Below are 20,233 nucleotides of genomic sequence, written 5' to 3'. Positions count from 1 at the left end.
CTAGCTCAAACAGCTGGAAGAACACTCGCTTAATCAGAGGAATGACTTTGTTGCACTTGACTTGACAATTGGGGATTGATAAAATTTTCACGAAATCTTCGATCTAGCTCTGTTAAGACTAGATTTTTCCCTCAAAATCTAGTAGAATAGAATAGATAAACGAGGGGAACCTCGGAAAATAAAAGGAGATCCATCAAATGGTAAAATTGGTTTTTGCTCGCCACGGTGAGTCTGAATGGAACAAAGCTAACCTTTTCACTGGTTGGGCTGATGTTGATTTGTCTGAAAAAGGTACACAACAAGCGATCGACGCTGGTAAATTGATCAAAGAAGCTGGTATCGAATTTGACCAAGCTTACACTTCAGTATTGAAACGTGCGATCAAAACTACTAACTTGGCTCTTGAAGCTGCTGACCAATTGTGGGTTCCAGTTGAAAAATCATGGCGCTTGAACGAACGTCACTACGGTGGTTTGACTGGTAAAAACAAAGCTGAAGCTGCTGAACAATTTGGTGATGAGCAAGTTCACATCTGGCGTCGTTCATACGATGTATTGCCTCCTGCAATGGACCGTGATGATGAACACTCAGCACACACTGACCGTCGTTACGCTTCACTTGATGATTCAGTGATTCCAGATGCTGAAAACTTGAAAGTGACTTTGGAACGTGCCCTTCCATTCTGGGAAGATAAAATCGCTCCAGCTCTTAAAGATGGTAAAAACGTATTCGTAGGAGCACACGGTAACTCAATCCGTGCCCTTGTAAAACACATCAAACAATTGTCAGACGACGAAATCATGGATGTGGAAATCCCTAACTTCCCACCATTGGTATTTGAATTTGACGAAAAATTGAACGTTGTAAAAGAATACTATCTTGGGAAATAATTATAAAAGATAAAAGGCGGGATTTATTCCGCCTTTTTTTGAGAAGTGACTCTCGGTTCGTCTCACTTTGTAAGGTGAGATGAACCGAGGAGATAATTAGTTTAGAATTTCGATATACTCCAGTCCCCAACTTTCTATGGCATCTAGGACACCTTGAAATTTTCTACCCATTTCAGTTAGACTGTATTCGACCCGTGGGGGAACTTCAGCATAGACTTTACGCTCCACGATTTTATCCTTCTCGAGCTGTCTGAGGTGTCGTGTTAGAATGGTTTGGGTAATGCCAGGAATTAGACGTTGTAGTTCATTAAAACGCTTAGTCCCTGTACTGAGTTGATAGATGATGACTAGAGCCCATTTGCCTGTTAGTACACGCTGTGTCGTGGCAAAAGGACAAATTCCGTATTCACTGACTTTGGTTACCATAATTCCTCCAAATTTTTTAAAATTATTCTCTTATTTGACAATAATAGTATCGTATTTGATACTAGATAACAATAAAGTGCCTACTTGTCTTTTTGTTAGTAAGTGATAAAATTATATCATAAATAAAAGAAACGAGGAGTAACTCATGTCAGTAAATTTAGAAATTTTTAATGCATATAACAATGGTCTTATAACAGGTGATTTTCCAGCTGTTTTTGAGACTATGGCAGATGATATCATCTGGCACCAGCCAGGTCAGCATAGTAATTCCGGTACAGTTGTTGGAAAAGAAGCACTTGGAGCACACTTGGCTCAATTTTCAGAAAAAACAAACGGTACCTTCAAAGTATTGACTAACTGGGTGTCTGAAAATATTGACCTTGTAGCAGCCAATGTGACCTTTATCGGAACTCGCCCAGACGGCGAGGAACTCAACATGAATGGTATTGATCTTTTTCGCATGGATGATGGAAAGATCAAGGAAGTTTGGCTCTTTTCATCAGATCAAGCAGTAGAAGATGCTTTCTGGGGTTAGACAGTAAATTAATCTAGAATCTGAAATGAAATTTGATTTATGGATTGTGATGATGAACACTCAGCACACACTGACCGTCGTTACGCTTCACTTGACGATTCGGTGATTCCAGATGCTGAAAACTTGAAAGTGACGTTGGAACGCGCTCTTCCATTCTGGGAAGATAAAATCGCTCCAGCTCTTAAAGATGGTAAAAACGTATTCGTAGGAGCACACGGTAACTCAATCCGTGCTCTTGTTAAACACATCAAACAATTGTCAGACGACGAAATCATGGATGTGGAAAAATCCCTAACTTCCCACCATTGGTATTCGAATTTGACGAAAAATTGAACGTTGTAAAAGAATACTATTTTGGAAAATAAAAAGGTCCGGGGGACCTTTTTATCCCGAGCCTAAAAATGCCAAAGCGAGGTAGGTCCAGTGGATATTTTTATCCCGAGCCTAGAAATGCAAAAGTGAGGCAATTCTAGCGGGATTCGTTATCAATAATAGAAAGCTGACTTCGGTCAGCTTTTTTGTTTTTGTTCATCGCAGACCTAGCCGGTTTTGGGTTTTCAGGGCCTCCTAAAAATGATATAATGGGGTGTTAGTACATAAGGTTTCATTAGCCTTGAAAGGAAAAGAAAATGACAAAATCATTCTACATCACAACCCCTATCTATTACCCATCTGGTAAATTGCATATTGGTTCAGCTTATACTACGATCGCCTGTGACGTCTTGGCGCGTTACAAACGTATGATGAACTACGATGTTTTCTACCTGACTGGTCTCGATGAGCACGGTCAAAAGATTCAGCAAAAAGCTGAAGAAGCTGGCATTACGCCGCAAGCTTATGTAGATGGGATGGCGGTTGGAGTGAAAGAACTCTGGCAATTACTCGATATCTCATACGATAAATTCATCCGTACGACAGACGATTACCATGAAAAAGTGGTGGCACAAGTCTTCGAACGCTTGCTTGCGCAAGACGACATCTATCTGGGTGAGTACTCTGGCTGGTACTCAGTCTCTGATGAAGAGTTCTTTACAGAAAGCCAATTGGCTGAGGTCTACCGTGATGAGAATGGCAAGGTCATCGGTGGGGTAGCCCCATCAGGCCACGAAGTAGAATGGGTTTCTGAAGAATCTTATTTCCTTCGTCTCAGCAAATACCAAGACCGCTTGGTTGAGTTTTTCAAATCCCAACCAGACTTCATCACTCCAGATGGCCGTCTCAATGAAATGTTGAAAAACTTCATCGAGCCAGGTTTGGAAGACTTGGCAGTATCTCGGACTACCTTTACCTGGGGAGTTCCAGTTCCATCCAATCCTAAACACGTGGTTTATGTATGGATTGACGCCCTTCTCAACTACGTGACAGCTCTTGGTTACGATCAAGATGAGCATGGCAACTTTGACAAGTTCTGGAACGGCACTGTCTTCCACATGGTTGGAAAAGACATCCTCCGTTTCCACTCCATCTACTGGCCAATCCTTCTCATGATGCTCGATATCAAATTGCCAGATCGCTTGATTGCCCATGGTTGGTTTGTCATGAAAGACGGCAAGATGTCTAAGTCTAAAGGAAATGTCATCTACCCAGAAATGTTGGTGGAACGCTTTGGCTTGGATCCGCTTCGCTACTACCTCATGCGCAGTCTTCCTGTTGGTTCAGATGGTACCTTCACACCAGAAGACTACGTAGCCCGCATCAACTATGAATTGGCTAATGACCTTGGAAACCTCCTCAACCGGACGGTAGCCATGATCAACAAATACTTTGGTGGTCAAGTCCCTGCTTATGTCGAAAATGTCACTGCATTTGATGCAGATTTGGCTAAGGTGGTCGAAGAAAACATCGCTGAGTACCACAAGCAAATGAACGCGGTTGATTACCCACGCGCTTTAGAAGCGGTATGGAATATTATCTCTCGGACTAACAAATACATCGATGAGACTGCTCCATGGGTCCTCGCTAAAGAAGATGGTGACAAGGAAGAATTGGCAGCAGTGATGGCTCACTTAGCAGCTAGCCTTCGTGTTGTGGCTCACTTGATCCAACCATTCATGATGAATACCTCAAATGCCATCATGGACCAACTTGGCTTGGACTTGGACTTCGATCTTGAAAACTTGACCTTAGCAGGATTCCCTGAAAATGTCACAGTAGTTGGCAAAGGAACTCCAATCTTCCCACGTCTGGACATGGATGAAGAAATTGCCTACATCCAATCTCAAATGACTGCTGGTAAACCACAAGAAAAAGAATGGATTCCAGAAGAAGTGGAACTCAAGTCTGAAAAAGATGAGATTAAATTTGAAGACTTTGACAAGGTTGAAATCCGTGTAGCAGAAGTCAAAGAAGTGGAACGCGTCGAAGGCTCAGACAAGTTGCTTCGCTTCCGCCTAGATGCAGGAGATGGCGAAGACCGTCAAATCCTTTCTGGTATCGCGAAATTCTATCCAAATGAACAAGAATTGGTCGGCAAGAAACTTCAAATCGTGGCTAACCTCAAACCACGTAAGATGATGAAGAAATATGTCAGCCAAGGTATGATTCTTTCCGCAGAACACGGGGATCAATTAACAGTCTTAACGGTTGATCCATCTGTTCCAAATGGAAGCATCATTGGTTAAACGATAGGTAAAGAATAAGCTCTCCTGAATGGGAGAGCTTTTGTTGTATCGATAGACTTCTCATCATTGAGTTTTACTAGGATGTTAGATGAGTCTAATTAGTCATGAATGTTAATGGAGACTTCCGCAGTGAGAAAAGAGTCTGAAACATTTTCGTTTCAGACTCTCGGAAGATTTGAGACAGTAGGCTCAAATCTTAGGTATGGAATCCCAGAAGGATTCGCTACCGTCCGTCCTCACCTAAGGAAAGTCTCCAATTACATTTCTTAATACATTTCCTATTCATCTGGCCGGTATTCCAGAATATCTCCTGGTTGGCAGTCAAGTTCTTTGCAGATGGCTTCAAGGGTGGTGAAGCGGATGGCTTTGGCCTTGCCTGTCTTGAGGATAGAGAGGTTGGCTGTCGTAATGCCGATTTTGTCAGCTAGCTCATTGGATTTCATTTTTCGCTTGGCCAGCATGACATCTAGATTAACGATAATCATGGTCCCCTCCTTAAATGGTCAGCTCATTTTCTTCGGCAATCTCAATCCCTCTTTCCAAAATCTTGCCAAGGATCCAGACAATTGGGACAGCAAGGAGAAGTCCTGTGTTAAAGGTCAATTGGAAGGTGAAGGGAAGGAGATAAGCATCGCCATTGGTCTCAAGTGTACCAGACATAAAGGACAAGACCAAGAGGATCTTCCAAGCTCGGTTGCAAAGATCAATGTTGGAGTGAGAAAAGATCTTTTCTTGATAGAGATTTTGGAGGAAGCTGCGAATAGTGAGGAGAAGAAAAATATAAATAGCGCTTGAGGCTAGTGGGAAGAGCAACTGCCAGAGGGGTTGCAGATGTTTGGGGAAGAGCTGGATGCCATTTACCTCAAAGGACAAGCGTCCAGATTGAATGAGATCCTTAAACACTCCCATCCGGGAAAGCAAGTGGATGACCAGTGCTGCCAAGGTCATAAAGCCACAGAAGTAAATGAAAGCCGTTAAGACTTCAATGACATTTTTTAAGGTTTTTGAGTTTTTCATCGCAAGCCTCCTTAAAGTTTTTTATTTTTCACTTATAGTATACTCCTTATAAAAAATAAGTCAATAAAAAAGTATCGAAAAACAATAAAAAGTTTATGAAATTCAGTCAAAATTTGCTTTAAAGAGAATTTAAGGTATACTATTAGGTAACTACCATTTCAAGGAGGTATTGAAATGATCAAAAAATTAGATAAGAAATATCTTTGGATGATCATCGCTTTTGTGAGTGCAGTGGTTCTAATCGGAGGAGTCTATCTCTACTCTAGCTCCAATATCCAACCGGATCATCAAAAAGAGTTCAATCAGACCTCGAAGACCTCGTCTTCTTCTAAGGAAAAAGCCATCGATCTATCTGGTGAATATGTCTCAAGTGCGCGTGATAAGGCCAAGATTCAAAAAGATGGGAAATCTTGGAAGATTGATTACGAGACAGAAGATGGTCCTGTATCAGCAACGTTCTCAACGGATTTTAAAGTAGAAGGTGCCAATAAAGTTTCTACTAGCCAGATGAAAAAGTCTGATGGGAATACTGATTTTACCGTCACTGTGCGTATCTTTAAATACAAATCAGATAAAGATCCCCTTATTACGGTAACCATGTCAGATAAAGATCCCGATCATGAGATGGTCTTTGCCAATCGGAAGGATTTCTTTAAATCAACAGATCCTGACGACGACGTTTTGGATGGGGATTTAACGACCTTTGAAGGGACATATACCAATAATTATATTGAAAAGATGATTGCGGATTCGGGCTTCAAGTTGTACGGCTATAGTCCAGAAGACTTTTATAATCATCGAACGACGGTCTTTCCTTACATTAGTTCAGATAAAGAAAAAGGATGGATCTTTTGGAGTGGAGCAACGAATGTCCAATTTGTTCTCAATAAAGATAAGAAACCTCGGAAAGCAGGCTCTACCTATCAGGTTTATTTTGTGCAAGAAGGTACGAAAGGAACTAGTCCTGGACAAGAGCTGATCATGACCTTGATTCCTGAAAATGTTCAAGGACCTGATGGCGTCGTTTCTCCTTTGAGACGCATCTTTTATCATCAAGCTTCTTTCCAAACCTACCAAGACAAGTGGTGGGAAGCTTATCCTGCTCCAAAGAAAGAAGTGGATCTGGATATTTCTGCGATTAATAGTGGAGACTTTTCAAGTCTAGTGGGTACCTGGCGCAATGCGAAGGGGCAGGAAATGGTCATTCAGGCGGATGGTACAGTCAAAGGACAAGGAAGGATTAAAGCAGTAGCAAACTCAGATAAGACTAGCAAAATCCCTTATGTCGAGTTGAGAGTGGGAGAAACTGGTGCAGCTGTTGGTCTCTTTAAGATTGGGTTTGAAAACCCTGATGGAGACCAGTCAGACACGAGCAAGCCTCGCTTGGTCGTTACCCAATCAGCTGGGAACTATTCAGCGGATCAATACTTCTATCGTCAATAAAGAAAAATAAGGATAGGATTTCAGTTGGTTTCTGATGCTAGAATGGGATCTATTCATTCTCTAGTGATTATGATTGATTGGTGACTTCATGGTTCATGCATATAGTGTAGCGGATGATGGGACAAATCATGAAATAGGTCGTCACTAAGAATAAGGTGACAATTACCTGATAGGAATCGACCTCATTTTGGAGTATGATGGAAACGAAGTTCATAGGTCCTATCGTATGTAAAGGAGAAAGAAATATGATAATGTTTTATATGGTGCCTAGACGCATGGTATTGAAAAAACATGAAATCCAAGAGTTTCGTGGTATCGCAGAAGGTTTAGTAGGGGAGAGTGGGATTGATGTAGACTTCCCATCAGAGACCCCACCCGCAAGAGGAATGAAAGTTGTGGGCTGGATTCTTGCCCTGTCTATGCTAGGCTTGCTTGGAATAGCAGTGCATGTCATCTGTTTACTTGGATTTAAAGCAGAAGAATCGCTTGTAGTGATTGGAGGTTGGATGTTATTGTTCTTGCCAGTCCTTCTTTTATGGACAGTTGGAGTCGGAGTGTGGAGCTATTTGTTCCGTCGTTACCAAGATAAATTATGGCTTGAATTAGGTGATTTATTAGATATTGCTGATGAAGCAACCATTGCTTTACATGAGCAAAACCGTTCAGACATCGCTGCAGAGATCAAACGGGTAGAAAGACTTGTTAAAAAATACAGAAGATACGGAGTATAGAACCTAGAAAAACTATCTTGGTGGTCTGAAAAGAGAACAGTTAAAGTCCTAGAATGGATGGAAAATGGACTTCTAGCTGTAAGGGAAATCGGGAAAAATACTTTGACTTCAAAGGAAAACCAGGAAAATTAATTTTCCTGGTTTTCTTATTTTAATTTCAAGCCACATCCTTCATAGAGGAGTTCCGCGTTTGGCTTGGAGTTATAATCTGTTCCTTTTGTCCTACTCTTTGTGCTCAAGGAGAAGTGGTGAGGTGGTCTCGACTGCTTGTTTTCGCTTGAAAAATGCAGCCATTTGAAGCAGGATCCGGGGAACTGTTTGCCATTTTTTCCAAGCTTGGACACGGGTGTCGATGAGTTGCTTGGCTAGACGTTCCAGCATTTCTCTTTCTGTTGGATCTAGGTCCTGAGCATTTTGAAAGATTTCTTTGATCTTGGAGAAATTTTTCAAGTTCATCAAATCATTAATCGAAGTGATGCCGGCGTCCAGAAACATGCCAAAAAAAGTATCAAAGAACTTCTTGCGCTCATCCGCCGATGTTTCGCGAACCCACTGCTTCAGGGTCTCGTCGGTCTGCTGGCTATCGGGACTGGTTTGATCCAGTGTCACAAATCCATCCTTTTCAACCATCCAAGTAAAGGCGTCATGCTGGGCAAAGCCACCAAAGGCACGGCTTTTGACAATCGTAGCAGGCTCAGGAACTTCCAGCATCATCCCAACGATGGAGTCTTGCGGGACAAAGCGGTGAACGAGGTGCGCGATTCGTTGATAGCCCTCCGTTTCGATAATGGCCTTGTTGAGGCCAGGAGCGTCGTAACAGTAGATGGCGTCGACCCGTTCAATCAGATGATCTGGAAGGTAAGAGCAGGCGTAGGCTGCGAGATTGCCCCCTTTGGAGTGACCGGCTACCATAAAGCGTCCTTTAGGAAATTCCTTCATGACATGTTGTAGGTAGCTGGCTGCACGCCTCTGAGATGGGACATGGTCCATATAGGTCATGTGGAAGTCTTCCTTCCAGCCGATCAAGGTATCATCCGTCCCTCTGAAGACAACTAAATAAACATCCATGGTAAGACGATAGGTCATAGCCGCAAACTGCTTCTGAACATCGGGGTCATATTCGTCGACATAGTTAAGAAGTTTGACATTCTTAAAGCGTTTGGATGTAGCTAGGACATCGACTAATTGCAGGTGTTGGTCTGTCACGATGAAATCTGTGGTTCGATCGACTAGCTCTACTGCATCAGATAAGCGGACTTCAATATTGGTCGTATCCCCTTGGGGCACGATCCGATCAAAAGGAAGATAGGTCAGCTCTGTCAGTGCCAGGACATCCAGTTCCTTAAAAGGGCGATCGTAGATGGAATCATAGGCGGCATAGTCTAGATAATCAAAAATCGTGGACATGAGATTCTCCTTTGTATCTGTATGTTCAGTATAGCATAAAATATCTGAAAAGCCCCTCAGTAAAAATAGGAAATTGACGAAAGGAGTTACCTTTAAGTTGAGATGGCGAAAAATATGTATGCTCCTTGGATAATTTGATATAATGAAAGGGTAATACTCTAGTAAGAAAGAGAAGGAAAGAGCATGCACAAAATTCTTCTTGTCGAAGATGATGAAACCATTCGCCAACAAGTGAAGAAAATCATGGAGCAGTGGGGCTTTGAAGTTATTGCAGTTGATGACTTTATGGATGTATTGGGGAGCTTCGTCCAGACCAATCCTCATCTGATTCTGATGGATATTGGCCTTCCTCTTTATAATGGCTACCATTGGTGCCAGGAGATTCGTAAGGTGTCTAAGGTCCCTATCATGTTTTTATCCTCACGAGATCAAGCTATGGACATCGTCATGGCTATCAATATGGGGGGAGATGACTATGTGACCAAGCCATTTGATCCCAATGTCCTTCTGGCAAAAATTCAGGGTCTCCTTCGCCGCTCTTATGAGTTTGGAACTGATCAAGATTTGTTAGAACACCGGGGCGCCATCCTCAATCTCAAATCCATGGATCTGGTCTACGAGGGAGAGGTGGTTAATTTGACCAAAAATGAATTTCAAATTCTTCGCATCCTTTTTGAAAAAGCTGGAAGTGTAGTGGCTCGGGATGATCTAATGAAGGAATTGTGGAACAGTGATTTCTTTATTGATGATAACACCCTCTCGGTCAATGTAGCTAGACTTCGGAAGAAACTCGAAGAAGCAGGACTGGATCATTTTATCGAAACGAAAAAAGGGATAGGATACGGGTTGAGCAATGGATAATCAATTCTTATTTGTCAAACACTATCTGATTTCTCATCGCCGCTATCTCTATTTGATTGGTTTACTCCTTTCATCCCTGGTCTTGTTTGCCTATATATTCGAAGGCTACCGCAATTTTCTCCTTTACCTGACAGGAATTTTGGCTTTTTTGAGTCTTCTTCTGGTCATTTGGGATGCTGTAGCTGGGTATCAGGCCTGTCGGAAGGAAGTGCTCTATGGGGAGGGACTACCTGAGACCCCTCTAGAACTGGTCTTGAGTCAGAAACTAGCAACCAGTCAGCAAGCCCAACGTGAGCAGACAACGGTGAGTCTAGAGACCTACAATGACCTGATGGATTACTATACCCTCTGGGTCCACCAGATTAAGACGCCCATTGCGGCCAGTCAACTCTTGGTTAAAAATATAGAAGACAGCGACCTGAGACAACAAATGGAGCAGGAGCTCTTTAAGATTGATTCCTATGCCAATGTGGTCCTCCAGTATCTGAGACTCGAAAGCTTTCACGATGATTTGGTTCTTAAGCGTGTTCCACTCGAAGAGCTGGTCAAAGAAGTCGTGCGAAAGTATGCCATCTTCTTTATTCAAAAGGGCTTGACGGTGGATCTGCATGACTTAGATGTCGCCGTCATTACCGATCGCAAGTGGCTCTTGGTCATCATCGAGCAACTCTTGTCCAATAGCCTTAAGTATACCAGCACTGGCGGGATTGAGATCTATTTCAAAGATCAGACGCTTTATATGAAAGATAGTGGGATTGGAATTAAGGATAGCGATATACTCCGTGTCTTTGAGCGGGGATTCTCCGGCTACAATGGGCATTTGACCCAGCAATCTTCGGGACTAGGCCTCTATCTGTCTAAAAAGATTGCCGATCAGCTAGGGCACCAACTCCAGATGACGTCTCAAGTCGGCCAAGGGACGACTGTTGCCATTCGCTTTGAAGAGAAGAAGTTGGTCATGGATTAGGGGAATTCGTCGGTACTAATGATTCTCTCCCTAAGCTTCTCTTTTTTTTGAAAATGACAAAAATGTAAGATTTAATTTTAAAAATGAAAGGTTAGGTTATGGTGACCACCTTTTATTTTTTATACAATAGTCTCATCAAATGAAGGAGGTCAAGAAAATGAAACTCTTGAAATGGATGAAAGAACCCAAAAAGATTAAGAAATCAAATAAGAAAACCGATTTGGAAAAGGCGGAATTTGGTCGCCAAGTCCTACAACAAACCCAAGAATTTTTCTTGATCTACTAGTATAAGGAGAAAAGTATGTCATTGTTAGACGTTCAACATATCAAAAAAATCTACAAAACTCGTTTTCAAGGAACGCAGGTCGAAGCCCTAAAGGATATTCACTTCACTGTGGAAAAGGGTGAATACGTCGCTATCATGGGGGAATCAGGATCCGGGAAATCGACCCTCCTCAATATCCTAGCCATGCTGGATCAGCCGACGGAAGGACGAGTCTACCTCAATGGCACCGATACTTCAACCATCAAGAACAAGGATGCGTCGAGCTTTCGTCGGGAAAAACTAGGCTTTGTCTTTCAAGACTTCAACCTGCTGGATACCTTGTCCATCAAGGACAATATCCTCTTGCCTCTCGTCCTCTCACGCAGACCGGTCAAGGAAATGATGAGCAAGGTGGATAGCGTGAGTCGGGAGTTAGGCATTCACCAGCTTCTTGAGAAATATCCCTACGAAATCTCTGGTGGGCAAAAACAACGGGTGGCTGTAGCACGGGCCATCATCACTTCACCTGAAATTCTCCTTGCTGATGAGCCAACAGGGGCGCTGGATTCCAAGTCTTCGGCTGCTTTGCTAGATGTCTTTGAAGATATCAATAGCATGGGACAAACCATCCTCATGGTGACCCACTCAACCGCAGCGGCAGCTCGGGCCAAGCGCGTGCTCTTTATCAAGGATGGGATTCTCTACAACCAGATCTTTCGAGGGGAAAAAACAGAACGTCAGATGTTCCAAGAAATCTCGGATACCTTGACGGTCATGGCAAGTGAGGTGGAGTAGATGTTTCGATTAACCACTAAATTAGCTTGCTCCAATCTCATCAAGAACCGCAAGCTCTATTATCCCTTTGCGATTGCAGTCATTCTCGCAGTGACCATCGCCTACCTCTTTGACTCCCTGACCTTTAATCCCCATATTCACGAGCTTCGTGGGGGCTCTTCTATGCTCTTCACCCTAGGCTTGGGACTGTTTGTGGTCAACGCTGCGGGGGCCATCATTGTGCTCTATGCCAATAGCTTCGTCATGAAAAACCGCTCCAAGGAGCTGGGGATTTACAGCATGCTGGGCCTTGAAAAACGCCATCTCATCAGTATGATCTTTAAGGAACTCTTGATTTTTGGATTTGTGACTGTCTCAGCCGGAGTGTTGATCGGGGCTCTCTTTGACAAGCTGATCTTTGCCTTTCTCTTGAAACTCATGAAGATGAAGGTCCAGCTGGTATCCACCTTCCAACCTGGGATTGTAATTTTGGTCTTTGTCACCTTTGGTCTCATCTTTGGCCTCCTAGTTTTTCTCAATGCTTGGCGAATTCTCCGTTTGAATGCCCTACAATTGACGCGTGAGAAGGCTAGTGGTGAAAAGAAATCCCGTTTCTTGTGGCCCCAAACCATCCTTGGCTTAGCCTCTCTCGGTTTTGGCTACTACCTGGCTTTGTCAGTCAAAGACCCATTGTCTGCGATTGTGATTTTCTTTCTAGCGGTTGTCTTGGTCATGATTGGGACCTACCTGCTCTTTAATGCTGGAATCACCGTCTTCTTGCACCTGCTTAAGAAAAAGAAGGGCTATTATTACCAACCCAACAATATGATTTCGGTCTCTAACCTCATCTATCGCATGAAGAAAAATGCAGTGGGGCTTGCGACTATTGCCATCCTCTCGACCATGGTGCTAGTGACCATCTCTGCTGCAACCAATATCTATATTGGTGGCGAAATGGTCAAGAAAATTATGGCTCCTCATGATTTCTCTGTCCAAGGAAAAGGGGTAGACCTGGAGCAAATCAATCAGAAATTTGATGAATTTGCTTCTGAGCACCAGCTTGAGATCAAGAATAGTGACCTGATGACCTATGCCAACTTTGGAATCAAATCCCAAAAGGGCACAGACTTTACGGTCTATCCAGCTGACGAACGCAGCGTCACTCCCAAAACCGTCTTTATGGTCTTTGACGTAGCTAGCTATGAGCAGATGACAGGAGAAGAGGCCGATCTGACTGGCAACCAAGTTATCCTCTTTGCTCATAACGAGGCTCTCAAAGGCCAAAAGCAGTTTACTATCAATGGCCAAGACTTCCAAGTAAAGGAAGAAGTGACCAAGGATTTTATCACGGATCACTTGCCCAACATGTATAACATGCTGACGGAGGATTTCAATTACCTAATCGTGCCAGATCTCTCAGCCTTTATCGCCCAATTTCCAAATCTTGCCATCTATACCAATATCTATGGTGGATTCAATGTCAATGTCGGTGAAGACCAGCAACTCAAGCTGGCACCTAGCTATGATAAGATGATCGATGAATTGAGCAGTCAACAGGGTCAAGGAAAATTTGTCTATGGAGGTAACCGAGTCAATGATGTGGCAGAGTTGAATAGCCTCTTTGGTGGCATCTTCTTTATCGGTATTTTCTTGTCATTGATCTTTATGGTCGGAACAGTCATCGTTATCTACTACAAGCAAATTTCAGAAGGCTATGAAGACCGTGACCGCTTTGTCATCCTCCAACAGGTGGGACTTGATGAAGATGAGGTCAAACGGACCATCAACCGTCAAGTGCGGACTGTCTTCTTCCTTCCCCTCATCTTTGCCTTTGTCCACCTGGCCTTTGCCTACCATATGATTCGTCTCATTCTCAAAGTGCTCGGTGTCATCAATAGTGTCCAAGTCCTCGTCGTCACCCTCAGCGTCTGTGCCGTCTTTCTCGTCACCTACCTGGTTGTCTTTTGGATCACTTCTCGGAGTTATCGCAAGATTGTGCAGATTTAGGAAAAGAGAAGCTCAAATTAAATTAGAAACTTTCCTTAGGTGAGTACGGACGTCAGCGAACTTCGAAGAAGTTCCATGACTAATTATTGAGCCTAAGGTCTCAATAATTCCGAGTGCCTGAAACATGATTATTTCAGGCACTTTTCTCACAGCGGAAAGTTTCAATATACTCTAATAATAATCAGATATTATTTGGATATTTTTGCACAATAATCCAGCATAGGTTATTCAAAGAAAAGAATTGTCAATTTTTTTAGCTTGCTCATAGCGGGCTTTTTTGTACGAAAACCGACTGCGATTGTTTTTGTTTTTCAAAGGGATACACAAAAAAGACTGAACCCGTAGAGTTCAGTCTTTGTTCGCTTTCTATTAAAGTGATGTAAGGAAAGTCAATCCCCCTAGGATGACACCTGCCGAATTGGGAATGATCAAAATCCAGTCTTTTTTAGGTTCCTTTGTCCAACCATAAATGACCCAGATCAAGCAAGAAATAGCAGCTGACAAGGGTTGGAAAGGTTGGGCCTTATTTCCCTGTAAATTAGCAATAATTTGTGGGATGTAGGCAATGAAAACGATAATCCCAATAAAGGCACCGATCGAGCCAACGATTTGGTTGATTTTTTGTTTATTCATAAAATTTTACCTCTGTGTATCAAAATAGCATAAGTAGGAAGATAATGCAACTAATTTGCATGCTACGCAAAATGAAAACGATCACATTTGCAAAAGAATTAGACAAAGTGTCAAAAAATGGCAACTAGAGAGAAAATCCACTCGAAAAGAAATCCATCTTCCTGCAAAATCACAAGATTGTGACACTTTACAGTTCGGTAACAGTTGAAAAAAGTACTTGAATTTTAAGAGAGCAAGCGTTAGAATAGTGCATACTTAAAAAATGAAAGGTGTCATAAAAATGAATGAAAAACAAATGAAAATCCTTGGTTGGGTTGCGACCTTTATGTCTGTGATGATGTATGTGTCTTACTTCCCACAAATCATGGATAACCTCGCTGGTCACAAAGGAAACTTTATTCAACCTCTTGTCGCAGCTATCAACTGTAGTCTTTGGGTCTATTATGGACTCTTCAAAAAAGAACGCGATATCCCACTTGCTGCAGCCAATGCTCCAGGGATCATCTTTGGTTTGATCACAGCCATCACAGCCTTATAAGAAGGAACTAGCTCCGGCAAGGATGCTAGTTTTTTATTACCTTACAGAAATGTAAGAAATCAGGGTAAAAATGAAAGGTTAGCTTATTGTAGATCTCTCTCTAAATCGTTACAATAGAGGTGTAAAAAGTTTTATGGATGTCAATCGTACGATCGGATGGAAATGGAGAATGAAAATGGCCTTATTAGATGTACAACATGTGAAAAAAATTTACAAAACCCGCTTTCAAGGAACGCAGGTTGAAGCCCTAAAAGATATCCACTTCACGGTTGAAAAAGGGGAATACGTCGCCATCATGGGGGAATCAGGGTCCGGGAAATCGACCCTCCTTAACATCCTAGCCATGCTGGATCAGCCGACGGAAGGGCGGGTCTACCTCAACGGTACCGATACTTCAACTATCAAGAACAAGGATGCGTCCAGTTTCCGTCGGGAAAAACTTGGCTTTGTCTTTCAAGATTTTAACCTACTCGATACCTTGTCTGTCAAGGACAATATCCTTCTCCCTTTAGTCCTCTCACGCAGACCGGTCAAGGAAATGATGAGTAAGGTCGATAGCGTCAGTCGGGAATTGGGCATTCACCAGCTCCTAGAAAAATATCCTTACGAAATCTCTGGTGGGCAAAAACAACGGGTGGCTGTAGCACGGGCCATTATCACCTCACCAGAAATCCTCCTTGCTGATGAGCCAACAGGGGCGCTGGATTCCAAATCTTCGGCTGCTTTACTAGATGTCTTTGAAGATATCAATAGCATGGGGCAAACCATCCTCATGGTGACCCACTCAACCGCAGCGGCAGCTCGGGCCAAGCGCGTGCTCTTTATCAAGGACGGAATTCTCTACAACCAGATCTTCCGCGGGGAAAAAACAGAACGTCAGATGTTCCAAGAAATCTCGGATACCTTGACGGTCATGGCGGGTAAGGAGGATCATGATGTTTAAATTAACAAGTAAATTAGCTTTTTCTAACCTCAAACAAAATCGCAAGCTCTATTATCCCTTTGCCTTGGCTGTCATGTTAACGACCATGATCCTCTATAGCTTTATCGCCTTGTCATCAACCCCTCATTTAGAGGATTCTTACGGAGGGGGAGCGGCGAGAACTGTTCTTGGTTTTGGTAGTTTCGTCGTCCAGTTGGTCGTCATCATTTTAGTGGCTTATGCCAATGGCTATGTCATGAAAAATCGTTCCAAAGAACTGGGCTTATACAGTGTTTTGGGGATGGAGAAGAAGCACCTCCTCGTCATGACCTTATGGGAATTGCTTATCTTCTTTATTCTTACAGTAGGGGCGGGTCTAGGCTTGGGACTCTTGTTTGATCGCCTGATTTTTGCCTTGCTCCTAAAATGTATGGGGCTACCAGTCGTCATTCAATCAACCTTCCAGATAGGGGGTGTTCTTAACACTTTACTTGGGTTAGCCTTAGCTTTTGCCCTCATTCTTTTGCTGAATTCTTTCCGCCTCTTGCGCTACAGTTCCCTAAACCTCATGCAACAGAAAAAGGCAGGAGAGAAGAAGGGACGCTTCTTGCTGGTTCAAACTCTTTTAGGACTAGGGCTCTTAGGAATTGCCTTTTATATAGCGCTAACCGTTGAGCGTCCAGTTGCAGCGGTTCAAGGATTCTTTATTGCTGTCATCTTAGTCATTCTGGCGACTTATCTCTTATTCAACGCAGGCTCCATTACCTTCTTAAGATTTCTCAAAGGTCGGAAATCCTACTATTACAAGCCAGAGAATTTTATATCCGTCTCTAACTTAATAGCTCGGATGCGAAAAAATGCAGCGGGCCTTGCGACCATTAGTATTCTTTCCACCATGGTCTTGGTAACCTTAACCGGGTCGCTCAATATCTTTATTGGAGGGCAGAACTACCTAGATACTGTTTACCCTTCTGATTACATGATAAGTGTGGGGCATATGCCTTCAGATGCTGAGACAGAACCAGTTATCAAGGATGTTCAAGCTCAAATTAAGAAAACAGCCGATGCGACAAATCTATCAGATTATCAGGTGGCACAGACAACATACTGGTCGGCTGAAATTCGAAAGATTGATGGAAGGAGCTTAGAGGTTTATGAACAAGCTGGTCAGGAGATGAAGACAGAGGGAACAGTCTACTTTTTTGATCAGGCGACCTACGAGCAACTGACGGGTCAAAAAGTTGAGCTTGGAGAAAATGAAATCTTAGCTTATGGGTATCAGTATCCAGGAAGATTAGACTCGCAGTTAGAAATCAATGGGAAGACCTTCACGATTAAACAAAAACTAGATTCCAATTTTATCCAAGGAAAACTCCCTCAGGGCGATTTGTTTCAACACCAAATGGGCTTGTACCTTGTTCTTTCAGACTTGAACCAACTGGGACTAAAAGTCGATAAAAATTTGGAATTCGCTATTAATGCCAAAAATAAAGACAACAAAGATTTTACTGGTGACGTGACCAAAGAGCTGTATTCGACAGACAAAATGAGTCAATATGGTGCGACTTATTTTGGTGGATATGAACGATACAGTATAGAGAAGGAGTGGCGTGAAACAGCAGGGACTCTCCTCTTTATTGGGATTTTCCTATCGGTCATCTTTCTATTAGCTACAGTTCTCGTCATTTACTACAAGCAGATTTCAGAGGGTCATGAGGATCGGGATAATTTTGTGATCTTGCAACAAGTAGGATTGGACCAAAAGCAAACCGGCACCACCATTCGAAAACAAATTCTCACCGTCTTTTTCCTTCCATTATTCTTCTCCTTCCTCTACCTAGGAGTGGCCTACAAGATGATTGCAAAAATCGTTGCCATCCTAGGAGCGACCAATGCGGGCTTGGTCCTTCAAACAACTCTTTCTATCTGCGCTGTCTTTTTCATCTCTTATGTCATCGTCTTTCTGCTAACTTCTAGAAGTTATCGGAAGATTGTCGTGCGATAGCGATGGCTCTATCAAGGATTGAAAAATGACACAAGTTGCTGAACAAAAAACACCGAGGATTTGATCCTCGGTGTTTTGACGTCAACCATTATTTGACGTGTTTTGCAAGTTCTTCTTGCGCTTTTTTATTAGATTCTTCTTTTTCCTTCAACCAATTCTTATAAGCTTTTTCGTAGTCGTCAGTTGTGACTGTCTTGTCTTGAACTTTTTGGTATTTGAAGAAGCTTGTTTCACCTTTAATACCAATTGCAGAATTTGCTGCTGAGAATGGTGTTACCTTGGTGATAGATGGAACTCCACCCTTAGAGTAGATTGGAAGAACCATGGCATTTTCTGTCAACCAAGCTTGGGCAGCAGCGTATTTTTCATAACGTGCATTAGTATCCAATTTTTCATCATTGGCAGCATCGAGCAATGCTTGGTATTCGTTCAAACCAATTTTCTCGATGAGCGCTTGGTCTTTCTTAGGATCAAGTCCCATACCAGTCAAGGCTGAACCATCTGTTGGGTTTAAGATATCCAAGTAAGTAGATGGATCTTGGAAGTCAGGTCCCCAACCAGTGATATCCATATCAAAGTCTTTTTGTTCTGGTGATTGGGCAAAGTAAGTAGCGTTATCTGCATCGTCTGTTGACAATTTTTGTACATCGATCACGACATTGTCTTTACCAAGGGCTGCTTCAATTGAGTTCTTCATAGAGTCTGCTTGTTGGACAAGAGCATTAGAAGATTGGTCTACAACATAGTCGATATGGATTGGGAATTGAACACCTTGTGATTGCAATTCAGCCTTAGCTTTTTCTAGTTTTGCTTTGGCTTTATCCGCATTATGCAAGCTATCTTGAGCATCTGCGAAGCTAACACCGTTCCACTCATCTCCTGTTGCGGCAAGTTTTTCTTCAACGAGAGTACCGAAGTCTTTCCCGTCCGCTTGCACAAATGTCGGTGGAACTAGAAGGGTACGAAGAGTTTTTGATGCTCCGTCTTTCCCGTTAACTTGAGCGCTGTAGGAAGTTCTATCTAAAGCAAAGTTCAAAGCTTGACGGAAGTTTTTGTTTTGAAGAGCTGTCTTGGTGTTGTTCTTTTGCTCATCAGATGTCTTATTGGTATGGCCGTAATTTTGACGGTTGACGTTGAAATAAGCGTAGTAAACAGTAGAATCTTGTGGTGAATAAACGATGTTATCCTTAAATTTCTTCTCAATCGTACTGTAGGTTGAGCTTGTTGGGAAGAGACGAGCAGTAGATAGGTTACCATCTGAGTAGTTACGAGCAAGATAGTCTTGGTCGGATCCATCGAAGTAAGTTAATTTAACGGTATCGATGTGGACGTTTTTCTTATCGTAGTATTCAGGGTTCTTTTCCAACTCGATCTGTGATTTTGAAGTGAAGGACTTCAAAATATAAGCTCCGTTATAGAGGATACCATTTGGTTTCACGATACCGAAATCTTTCCCTGCTGATTCCAAGAATTTCTCGTTGACTGGCATCATGGTCGAAGTGGTCAATTTAGAATTCCAGAAAGATTCTGGTTGGTTCAAAGTATATTGAAGAGTATGATCATCAACAGCTTTGACCCCAACAGTTGAGAAGTCTTTGGTTTTTCCGTTCACATAATCATCCAAGCCTTTGACTGAGTTTTGAACCAAGTAAAGGGCATCGGATTTTTTATCGGCTACATATTTCAGAGATGTCACGAAATCATTTGCAGTGACATCTGCATATTCGTTCCCTTCTGAGTCATACCATTTTGCATCTTTACGAAGTTTGTAAGTATAAGTCAATCCATCCTTAGAAACAGACCAATCTTCTGCTAGAGCAGGGACCAAGTTACCGTATTGGTCGTTTTCGAACAAACCGTCGACCAAGTTGGTTGTAATGTCGCTTGTAGTTGAACGATTTGAAGTCAAATAGTTCAAGGAATCAGGATCTGTACCATACACGTAGTTGTAGGTTGTTCCCTTTGATGAGTTAGTAGATGATCCACAAGAAGCAAGGAACAGGGCTGAGGCAGCCGTGATACCTGCAAGGAAAGCTAGTTTAGATTTTTTCATCACTTATCTCCTTTAATAAAGATTTTGTATTATTATACACCTTTTTTTATAAAAAGCAAATTTTATGATAAATTGTAAAATATAGTGCAACAAAAAAACTCATAGCGTTTCATTGGGGTAAACTGTAAGTATTCACAC

Annotated in this window: 19 protein-coding genes and 1 pseudogene; 14 read left to right on the top strand and 6 right to left on the bottom strand. The window is 42.4% G+C overall.

The window, feature by feature from the left end; all coding sequences use genetic code 11:
- Positions 1–197: 197 nt before the first annotated feature.
- Positions 198–890: a phosphoglycerate mutase gene (locus K1J10_RS07675; protein ID WP_125335247.1), complete on the top strand. Its 693-nt coding sequence runs from the start codon at positions 198–200 to the stop codon at positions 888–890.
- Positions 891–986: 96 nt separating this feature from the next.
- Here the strand turns inward: K1J10_RS07675 and K1J10_RS07670 are convergent, their stop codons facing one another.
- Positions 987–1,316 (bottom strand): winged helix-turn-helix transcriptional regulator, encoded by a 330-nt coding sequence (locus K1J10_RS07670; protein ID WP_061417179.1) that lies wholly within the window; start codon positions 1,314–1,316, stop codon positions 987–989.
- Between the two features lie 145 nt (positions 1,317–1,461).
- On the opposite strand from K1J10_RS07670, the gene K1J10_RS07665 reads away from it, so the two are divergent.
- From K1J10_RS07665 to metG, 3 genes and pseudogenes are all read left to right on the top strand, one after another.
- Positions 1,462–1,851 (top strand): nuclear transport factor 2 family protein, encoded by a 390-nt coding sequence (locus K1J10_RS07665; RefSeq protein ID WP_223356567.1) that lies wholly within the window; start codon positions 1,462–1,464, stop codon positions 1,849–1,851.
- 39 nt (positions 1,852–1,890) lie between these two features.
- Positions 1,891–2,216: pseudogene (locus K1J10_RS07660) on the top strand (2,3-bisphosphoglycerate-dependent phosphoglycerate mutase); the annotation flags it as partial.
- A gap of 264 nt (positions 2,217–2,480) precedes the next feature.
- The gene (metG, locus tag K1J10_RS07655) at positions 2,481–4,472 is read left to right on the top strand and encodes a methionine--tRNA ligase (RefSeq protein ID WP_223356565.1); all 1,992 of its coding nucleotides are present in this window, start codon (positions 2,481–2,483) and stop codon (positions 4,470–4,472) included.
- Positions 4,473–4,750: 278 nt separating this feature from the next.
- On the opposite strand, the gene K1J10_RS07650 is transcribed toward metG, so the two are convergent.
- Together K1J10_RS07650 and K1J10_RS07645 are read right to left on the bottom strand one after the other, a co-directional pair.
- Positions 4,751–4,957, bottom strand: coding sequence for a helix-turn-helix domain-containing protein (locus tag K1J10_RS07650; protein WP_003006064.1), 207 nt, complete (start codon positions 4,955–4,957; stop codon positions 4,751–4,753).
- Between the two features lie 10 nt (positions 4,958–4,967).
- Positions 4,968–5,489 carry a DUF2975 domain-containing protein gene (locus K1J10_RS07645; RefSeq protein WP_126403926.1) on the bottom strand — a complete coding sequence of 174 codons (522 nt, stop codon included), beginning with the start codon at positions 5,487–5,489 and terminating at the stop codon, positions 4,968–4,970.
- 174 nt (positions 5,490–5,663) lie between these two features.
- Between K1J10_RS07645 and K1J10_RS07640 the strand changes: the two genes are divergently transcribed.
- A complete protein-coding gene (locus K1J10_RS07640) occupies positions 5,664–6,932 on the top strand; it encodes a DUF6287 domain-containing protein (RefSeq protein WP_195563555.1) in 1,269 nt (422 codons plus the stop codon).
- Between the two features lie 245 nt (positions 6,933–7,177).
- Positions 7,178–7,663, top strand: a complete 486-nt coding sequence (locus K1J10_RS07635; protein ID WP_223356563.1) for a hypothetical protein — start codon at positions 7,178–7,180, stop codon at positions 7,661–7,663.
- 222 nt (positions 7,664–7,885) lie between these two features.
- Here the strand turns inward: K1J10_RS07635 and K1J10_RS07630 are convergent, their stop codons facing one another.
- Positions 7,886–9,070: a DUF2974 domain-containing protein gene (locus tag K1J10_RS07630; RefSeq protein ID WP_223356560.1), complete on the bottom strand. Its 1,185-nt coding sequence runs from the start codon at positions 9,068–9,070 to the stop codon at positions 7,886–7,888.
- A 183-nt stretch (positions 9,071–9,253) separates the two neighbouring features.
- On the opposite strand from K1J10_RS07630, the gene K1J10_RS07625 reads away from it, so the two are divergent.
- The 5 genes from K1J10_RS07625 (at position 9,254) to K1J10_RS07610 (ending at position 13,944) form a co-directional block, all read left to right on the top strand.
- Positions 9,254–9,931: a response regulator transcription factor gene (locus K1J10_RS07625; protein ID WP_223356558.1), complete on the top strand. Its 678-nt coding sequence runs from the start codon at positions 9,254–9,256 to the stop codon at positions 9,929–9,931.
- Positions 9,924–10,898, top strand: a complete 975-nt coding sequence (locus tag K1J10_RS07620) for a sensor histidine kinase (RefSeq protein WP_195563551.1) — start codon at positions 9,924–9,926, stop codon at positions 10,896–10,898. The genes K1J10_RS07625 and K1J10_RS07620 overlap by 8 nt, the downstream gene beginning before the upstream one ends.
- Before the next feature lie 157 nt (positions 10,899–11,055).
- A complete protein-coding gene (locus tag K1J10_RS10730; protein ID WP_006597135.1) occupies positions 11,056–11,184 on the top strand; it encodes a hypothetical protein in 129 nt (42 codons plus the stop codon).
- A gap of 15 nt (positions 11,185–11,199) precedes the next feature.
- Positions 11,200–11,958, top strand: a complete 759-nt coding sequence (locus K1J10_RS07615; RefSeq protein ID WP_223356556.1) for an ABC transporter ATP-binding protein — start codon at positions 11,200–11,202, stop codon at positions 11,956–11,958.
- A complete protein-coding gene (locus tag K1J10_RS07610; RefSeq protein ID WP_223356554.1) occupies positions 11,959–13,944 on the top strand; it encodes an FtsX-like permease family protein in 1,986 nt (661 codons plus the stop codon).
- Positions 13,945–14,313: 369 nt separating this feature from the next.
- Here K1J10_RS07610 and K1J10_RS07605 read toward each other — a convergent pair whose 3' ends face one another.
- On the bottom strand, positions 14,314–14,577 hold the full coding sequence (locus K1J10_RS07605; protein WP_003012241.1) for a SemiSWEET family transporter: 264 nt from the start codon (positions 14,575–14,577) through the stop codon (positions 14,314–14,316).
- Between the two features lie 280 nt (positions 14,578–14,857).
- Between K1J10_RS07605 and K1J10_RS07600 the strand changes: the two genes are divergently transcribed.
- The 3 genes from K1J10_RS07600 to K1J10_RS07590 all read left to right on the top strand — a co-directional run bounded on the left by K1J10_RS07600 (position 14,858) and on the right by K1J10_RS07590 (position 18,042).
- Positions 14,858–15,115: a SemiSWEET family transporter gene (locus K1J10_RS07600; protein WP_003011864.1), complete on the top strand. Its 258-nt coding sequence runs from the start codon at positions 14,858–14,860 to the stop codon at positions 15,113–15,115.
- Positions 15,116–15,290: 175 nt separating this feature from the next.
- Positions 15,291–16,058 carry an ABC transporter ATP-binding protein gene (locus K1J10_RS07595; protein ID WP_223356552.1) on the top strand — a complete coding sequence of 256 codons (768 nt, stop codon included), beginning with the start codon at positions 15,291–15,293 and terminating at the stop codon, positions 16,056–16,058.
- Complete coding sequence (locus tag K1J10_RS07590) at positions 16,051–18,042, top strand: FtsX-like permease family protein (RefSeq protein ID WP_223356550.1); 1,992 nt, start codon at positions 16,051–16,053, stop codon at positions 18,040–18,042. Before K1J10_RS07595 ends, K1J10_RS07590 begins: the two co-directional genes overlap by 8 nt.
- Before the next feature lie 88 nt (positions 18,043–18,130).
- On the opposite strand, the gene K1J10_RS07585 is transcribed toward K1J10_RS07590, so the two are convergent.
- The gene (locus K1J10_RS07585; RefSeq protein ID WP_223356548.1) at positions 18,131–20,095 is read right to left on the bottom strand and encodes a peptide ABC transporter substrate-binding protein; all 1,965 of its coding nucleotides are present in this window, start codon (positions 20,093–20,095) and stop codon (positions 18,131–18,133) included.
- Positions 20,096–20,233: the final 138 nt, after the last annotated feature.

The organism is Streptococcus australis, from assembly GCF_019930045.1.
Lineage (GTDB): Bacteria > Bacillota > Bacilli > Lactobacillales > Streptococcaceae > Streptococcus > Streptococcus australis_D.
Note: the sequence above shows the minus strand (reverse complement) of the source record. Positions and strands in the feature narration are given on the sequence as shown.

What these genes read in the sequence shown, in the direction of transcription:
- K1J10_RS07600 (WP_003011864.1), top strand. Translation starts at nt 14,858, where the DNA reads ATGAATGAAAAACAAATGAAAATCCTTGGTTGGGTTGCGACCTTTATG.
- K1J10_RS07665 (WP_223356567.1), top strand. Translation starts at nt 1,462, where the DNA reads ATGTCAGTAAATTTAGAAATTTTTAATGCATATAACAATGGTCTTATA.
- K1J10_RS07590 (WP_223356550.1), top strand. Translation starts at nt 16,051, where the DNA reads ATGTTTAAATTAACAAGTAAATTAGCTTTTTCTAACCTCAAACAAAAT.
- K1J10_RS07585 (WP_223356548.1), bottom strand. Translation starts at nt 20,095, where the DNA reads ATGAAAAAATCTAAACTAGCTTTCCTTGCAGGTATCACGGCTGCCTCA.
- K1J10_RS10730 (WP_006597135.1), top strand. Translation starts at nt 11,056, where the DNA reads ATGAAACTCTTGAAATGGATGAAAGAACCCAAAAAGATTAAGAAATCA.
- K1J10_RS07620 (WP_195563551.1), top strand. Translation starts at nt 9,924, where the DNA reads ATGGATAATCAATTCTTATTTGTCAAACACTATCTGATTTCTCATCGC.
- K1J10_RS07635 (WP_223356563.1), top strand. Translation starts at nt 7,178, where the DNA reads ATGATAATGTTTTATATGGTGCCTAGACGCATGGTATTGAAAAAACAT.
- K1J10_RS07595 (WP_223356552.1), top strand. Translation starts at nt 15,291, where the DNA reads ATGGCCTTATTAGATGTACAACATGTGAAAAAAATTTACAAAACCCGC.
- metG (WP_223356565.1), top strand. Translation starts at nt 2,481, where the DNA reads ATGACAAAATCATTCTACATCACAACCCCTATCTATTACCCATCTGGT.
- K1J10_RS07625 (WP_223356558.1), top strand. Translation starts at nt 9,254, where the DNA reads ATGCACAAAATTCTTCTTGTCGAAGATGATGAAACCATTCGCCAACAA.
- K1J10_RS07675 (WP_125335247.1), top strand. Translation starts at nt 198, where the DNA reads ATGGTAAAATTGGTTTTTGCTCGCCACGGTGAGTCTGAATGGAACAAA.
- K1J10_RS07650 (WP_003006064.1), bottom strand. Translation starts at nt 4,957, where the DNA reads ATGATTATCGTTAATCTAGATGTCATGCTGGCCAAGCGAAAAATGAAA.
- K1J10_RS07670 (WP_061417179.1), bottom strand. Translation starts at nt 1,316, where the DNA reads ATGGTAACCAAAGTCAGTGAATACGGAATTTGTCCTTTTGCCACGACA.
- K1J10_RS07610 (WP_223356554.1), top strand. Translation starts at nt 11,959, where the DNA reads ATGTTTCGATTAACCACTAAATTAGCTTGCTCCAATCTCATCAAGAAC.
- K1J10_RS07645 (WP_126403926.1), bottom strand. Translation starts at nt 5,489, where the DNA reads ATGAAAAACTCAAAAACCTTAAAAAATGTCATTGAAGTCTTAACGGCT.
- K1J10_RS07605 (WP_003012241.1), bottom strand. Translation starts at nt 14,577, where the DNA reads ATGAATAAACAAAAAATCAACCAAATCGTTGGCTCGATCGGTGCCTTT.
- K1J10_RS07615 (WP_223356556.1), top strand. Translation starts at nt 11,200, where the DNA reads ATGTCATTGTTAGACGTTCAACATATCAAAAAAATCTACAAAACTCGT.
- K1J10_RS07640 (WP_195563555.1), top strand. Translation starts at nt 5,664, where the DNA reads ATGATCAAAAAATTAGATAAGAAATATCTTTGGATGATCATCGCTTTT.
- K1J10_RS07630 (WP_223356560.1), bottom strand. Translation starts at nt 9,070, where the DNA reads ATGTCCACGATTTTTGATTATCTAGACTATGCCGCCTATGATTCCATC.